Origin of the sequence: Collinsella sp. AM23-17 (assembly GCF_003470945.1) — a bacterium.
Taxonomy (GTDB): domain Bacteria; phylum Actinomycetota; class Coriobacteriia; order Coriobacteriales; family Coriobacteriaceae; genus Collinsella; species Collinsella aerofaciens_O.
In genome coordinates this window covers 1-4,774 of sequence record NZ_QRHU01000040.1, presented here as the reverse complement: position 1 = coordinate 4,774, position 4,774 = coordinate 1, and the positions used below count along the sequence as shown (strand labels likewise).

Sequence of the window (4,774 nt, the reverse complement as noted above, 5' to 3'; positions counted from 1 at the left end):
CGTACATGTACGGATGAATGTGGGAAGTGTTCGGATGAAGTTGCCATTCAAGGAAAATCGCTAAAGTACCCATATTCGTGAACAAACGAACGTTTATGCCCGGGTGCGCCGTGGTAAAATCTCAGGCGTTATCGGAGCAACCTTACAGGAGGTTTCTTTTATGCTCGTCAACGCAGCAGACATGCTCAAGAAGGCTGAGGCCGGCAAGTACGGTCTCGGTGCCTTCAACACCAACAACCTCGAGTGGACCCTGGCTATTCTCCAGGCCGCCGAGGAGGCCAAGTCTCCGCTGATCCTTCAGTGCACCGCTGGTGCCGCTAAGTGGATGGGCGGTTTCAAGGTCTGCGCCGACATGGTCAAGGCTGCCGTCGAGGCCACGGGCGTTACCGTTCCCGTCGCCCTTCACCTCGACCACGGTTCTTACGAGGACTGCTTCAAGTGCATCGAGGCCGGCTTCACGTCCATCATGTATGACGGCTCTCACGAGGAGACCTTCCAGCTTAACCTCGACCGCACCAAGGAGCTCGTTGAGCTTGCCCACTCCAAGGGCATGTCCATCGAGGCCGAGGTCGGCGGCATTGGCGGCACCGAGGACGGCGTGACCTCCAACGGCGAGCTCGCTGACCCCGCTGAGTGCAAGCAGATTGCTGACCTGGGCGTCGACTTCCTCGCCTGCGGCATCGGCAACATCCACGGCGTGTATCCCGCCGACTGGGCCGGCCTTTCCTTCGAGCGTCTGGGCGAGATCAAGGCTCAGACCGGCGACCTGCCCCTCGTCCTGCACGGTGGCACCGGCATCCCCGAGGATCAGATCAAGAAGGCCATTTCCCTGGGCATCTCCAAGATCAACGTCAACACCGACCTGCAGCTCGTCTTCGCCAAGGGCGTCCGCGAGTACATCGAGGCTGGCAAGGATCAGCAGGGCAAGGGCTTTGACCCCCGCAAGCTCCTCAAGCCTGGTCGCGACAACATCGTTGCCCGCACCAAGGAGCTCATGGAGGAGTTTGGCTCCGTCAACAAGGCGTAAGCGTCGCTAAACTTCCCGCCGGAGGCCCCGTTTCCCCTACGCTGTTTCCCTCGCGCTCACCTGGCTTCGCCAGAAGTCGCGCGACGGAATCAGCTCCGGGGAAACGGGGCCTCCTTCGTTAACTCGCTACAGGGTTACTGGGCTGAATTAAGATGGCTACTGGCTTTGCCAGAAGTCGCGCCAAGGAAACAGCTCCGGGGGACGGGGCTTCCTTCGTTTAACGCCGCAGGGTTACTGGGCTGAATTCATTTTTTATAGGCACCGTTTATCAGTGTTGGGGGCTCCTTAATTGGGGCTTTCTTTTTTATCTCGCTACAATGGGCTTCAAGCGTTCTAGTGACTTGGAGTTTTGGTATGGCTGTTATTAATGTGCTGCCTTCGGATGGGAAGGTTATTGACGAGGGTCCTGTTGGCTGCTCTGTTGATGTTTGCAGTGATGATTTTCGTCATCTCGATATTGGACTGCCACCCGAGATTCTTCGTCTTAAGGATGCCGGGTATTTGACGCAGGCTGTTGCTGCCTGCGATCGCCTTTTGGAGCAGAACCCCGAGCCTTCGCTGGCTGCTTGTGTTCGTGCGGAGCGGTATCGCATGCTCGAGACGCCGCTTCATTTTTCGGTGTCGCGTGATCGGGCCATTGCGATGATTCGCGAGGAGTGGCCAGAGTTTACCGAAGAGCAGTTTGATGACCTGATTAATCGTAAGCGTATTGACTGGCGCTTTATCGATGGCGAGCTGTTTGTTCTCGACAACTTCCTCGATTCGCTTCGCGTGTACCCCAAGGAGGTTCCGGGCCTGCGTCCCGATTCTACGGACGGCATAGCGCTGCGTAACCAGATGCTCAGGGAGATGGAGCCGCAAAACGGGTTGACTCGCGTCATCACGCTTAAGGCATCTGTGTCTGTCCCCGGGGCTCAGGAGGGAGAGGCTGTTCGCGCGTGGCTACCCGTTGCCGCCGCCTGTCGTCAACAGTCTCATATCGAGGTTCTCGATATGACGTCGGAGGGTACCGTTGCCTCTGAAAACGTTTCGGCTCGTACTGCCTCTTGGACATCTTCGACTGAACATTCATTCTCGGTGACCTATCGCTATCACATCGATGCCGCCTATTGTGATATCTATGGTGGTGCGCTCCCGTCGCATACGTGCATGGACACGCCGCTGCCCGAGGACACTTCCGAGGACCGTCCGCACATTGTGTTTACGCCGTACCTGCGACAGTTGACGGAGCGTGTTATTGGCGGGCTCGATGATCCGCTCGATCGTGCTCGTGCTATCTATGATTACCTGACACAGCATGTCGACTATCGCTATCAGCCACCGTACCTGCTTTTGGGATCTATTGCCGATGACTGTGTGCACTCGCTCCGCGGCGATTGCGGCGTTATGGCGCTCACGTTTATCACCATGTGCCGCATTGCGGGCGTTCCTGCCCGTTGGCAGAGCGGCCTGTATGTTGCGCCCGATTCGGTGGGGCCGCACGATTGGGCTGAGTTCTATACTCCACAGACCGGTTGGCTTAACGCCGACGTATCGTTTGGTTCCTCGGCACGCAGGATGGGGGAGGAGTGGCGTCGTCGTCACTACTTTGGCAATCTCGACCCGTGGCGCATGGTGGCCAATAATCGATTCCAGGCTGAATTTGTGCCTGCTTTCGACGGCATGCGCGAGGACCCTTACGATAACCAGATGGGTGAGGCTTCGGTCGACGGTCGCGGATGCCGTCGGCGCGAGATGCTCCGCTCGGTCGAACTCATCGAAATGCTTGAAGTTCCATTTTCGGACTAATCAACAGAAAGCTGTGATAAACTAACTCACGCATTACGTGCCCGAGTGGCGGAATTGGCAGACGCAGTGGACTCAAAATCCACCGTTGGCAACAACGTGCGAGTTCGAGTCTCGCCTCGGGCACCATTCATGCAAGCGAGCGTTCAAGGGGGTCAAGGCCCCCTTTTTCGTGTACGTAATGTGATAACGCGCGGTACGTGTTATTATTCGCAAGGCGTTGTTCCCGCAATGCCCTAAAGAGGAACCCGAGGGTTCCCACCTTTTGGCGCCAATGAGCAGCTGACTGGTCATACAACTTAGATTCCCTTCCTCAAATCGAGGAAGTCTATGTGTACGACCTGGTTGCAAAGAAGCGCCGGGTTATTTTTTTATGAATGGAGGTAGGGAAAATAGCTAAGTCTGATGACACCCGCATCAACGACGAGATCACTGCATCTTCGTGCCGTTTGATTGGCGTCGATGGCTCACAGCTCGGCCTGTTCGCCATCCGCGATGCCCAGCGCGTCGCTGACGATCAGGGTCTCGACCTGGTCGAGATCGCTCCCAACGCGGAGCCGCCGGTCTGCAAGGTCATGGACTACGGTAAGTTCAAGTACCAGCAGGCCATGAAGGCCAAGGCCGCTCGTAAGAACCAGTCCAAGGTCGAGGTCAAGGAAATGAAGTTCCGACCCAAGATCGACGTTGGCGATTACGAGACCAAGAAGGGCCACGTTCTGCGTTTCCTCAAGAAGGGCGCACGCGTTAAGATCACCATCATGTTCCGCGGCCGTGAGATGGCTCATCCGGAGCAGGGTCTTAACGTTCTCGAGCGTCTCGCCGAGGATCTCAAGCCTTACGCTACGGTCGAGTCCAAGCCTAAGATGGAAGGCCGTAACATGCTTATGCTGCTCGCCCCGATTAAGGGCGCCTTCGATGAGGATAAAGCGGCAAGCGATACCAAGTAACTAGTGTTCTGTAACCGATTAAGGAGTATTTCATGCCTAAGATGAAGTCCCACAGCGGCACCAAGAAGCGTTTCCGCAAGACTGGTACCGGCAAGCTTATGCGCGCCAAGGCTTTCAAGAGCCACATCCTGAGCAAGAAGTCCACCAAGCGTAAGCGTGGCTTCCGTCAGGAGACCGAGATCGCCGCTGCCGACCGCAAGGTCATCAAGTCGCGTCTCGCCTAAGTTCGCGTTCCCGTTTTTCGTTTTACCGTCTAGGAGTTGATAGAACATGGCACGTATTAAGCGCGCTGTTGCCGCCAAGAAGAAGCGCCGTACCGTTATGCACCGTGCGAAGGGTTACTACGGTGCCGCTTCGCGTACTTACAAGCATGCTAAAGAGCAGGTCCAGCACTCCCTGCAGTATCAGTATCGTGATCGCCGCAACAAGAAGCGCGAGATCCGTTCTCTCTGGATTACTCGTATCAACGCTGCTGCTCGTCTGAACGACATCTCTTACTCTCAGTTCATGCACGGCCTGAAGGTTGCCGGCATCGAGCTCGACCGCAAGGTCCTGGCTCAGATGGCTTACGAGGACATCGAGTCCTTCAACGAGCTGGCCACCATCGCCAAGAAGGCTCTAGAGGCCTAATAGATTCTCTTGAATCGCTAGGGGAGTGTCGCGTTGTGCGCGGCGCTCCCTCTTTTTATCTGAAGCGCGGTTTACATTGCTAAAAGCGCGGGTAGATAAACACTTATAGGTGACCGATCTCTATATATTCCTGAACCAAAGGGTCATCATCTGATACGTGCGGAAGATCCGCACCAGTCTTTCTATTACCTATAGAAAGCAATATGTTGTGTAGGACTTGTGAAGAGTGGAATTGACGTCCCACAGGGCTTCGTGGTCTGGCAATATATCTCCTTGCCGCGCGGCCCGGTCGGACCGGATGAGCCGCAGAGCGTGCACCTTGAGAACCGGAAACTGCGAGGATGGACACATTCAGTGTCGCATCCGGGCAGACATCGAACCATTT

General features: G+C 56.0%; 5 protein-coding genes and 1 tRNA gene. All 6 read left to right on the top strand.

Features of this window, described 5'->3' with window-relative positions; all coding sequences use genetic code 11:
• The first annotated feature begins 160 nt into the window (after positions 1-160).
• Positions 161-1,027, top strand: coding sequence for a class II fructose-1,6-bisphosphate aldolase (gene fba / locus DW645_RS09690; RefSeq protein ID WP_117766024.1), 867 nt, complete (start codon positions 161-163; stop codon positions 1,025-1,027).
• A 354-nt stretch (positions 1,028-1,381) separates the two neighbouring features.
• A complete protein-coding gene (locus DW645_RS09685; protein ID WP_118227342.1) occupies positions 1,382-2,815 on the top strand; it encodes a transglutaminase-like domain-containing protein in 1,434 nt (477 codons plus the stop codon).
• Between the two features lie 39 nt (positions 2,816-2,854).
• Positions 2,855-2,941 (top strand) — tRNA-Leu (locus DW645_RS09680).
• Between the two features lie 248 nt (positions 2,942-3,189).
• Positions 3,190-3,759, top strand: coding sequence for a translation initiation factor IF-3 (gene infC / locus DW645_RS09675; protein ID WP_006234423.1), 570 nt, complete (start codon positions 3,190-3,192; stop codon positions 3,757-3,759).
• A 32-nt stretch (positions 3,760-3,791) separates the two neighbouring features.
• Complete coding sequence (gene rpmI, locus DW645_RS09670) at positions 3,792-3,983, top strand: 50S ribosomal protein L35 (protein ID WP_006234422.1); 192 nt, start codon at positions 3,792-3,794, stop codon at positions 3,981-3,983.
• A gap of 46 nt (positions 3,984-4,029) precedes the next feature.
• The gene (gene rplT, locus DW645_RS09665; RefSeq protein ID WP_006234421.1) at positions 4,030-4,389 is read left to right on the top strand and encodes a 50S ribosomal protein L20; all 360 of its coding nucleotides are present in this window, start codon (positions 4,030-4,032) and stop codon (positions 4,387-4,389) included.
• The last annotated feature ends 385 nt before the right edge of the window (positions 4,390-4,774 follow it).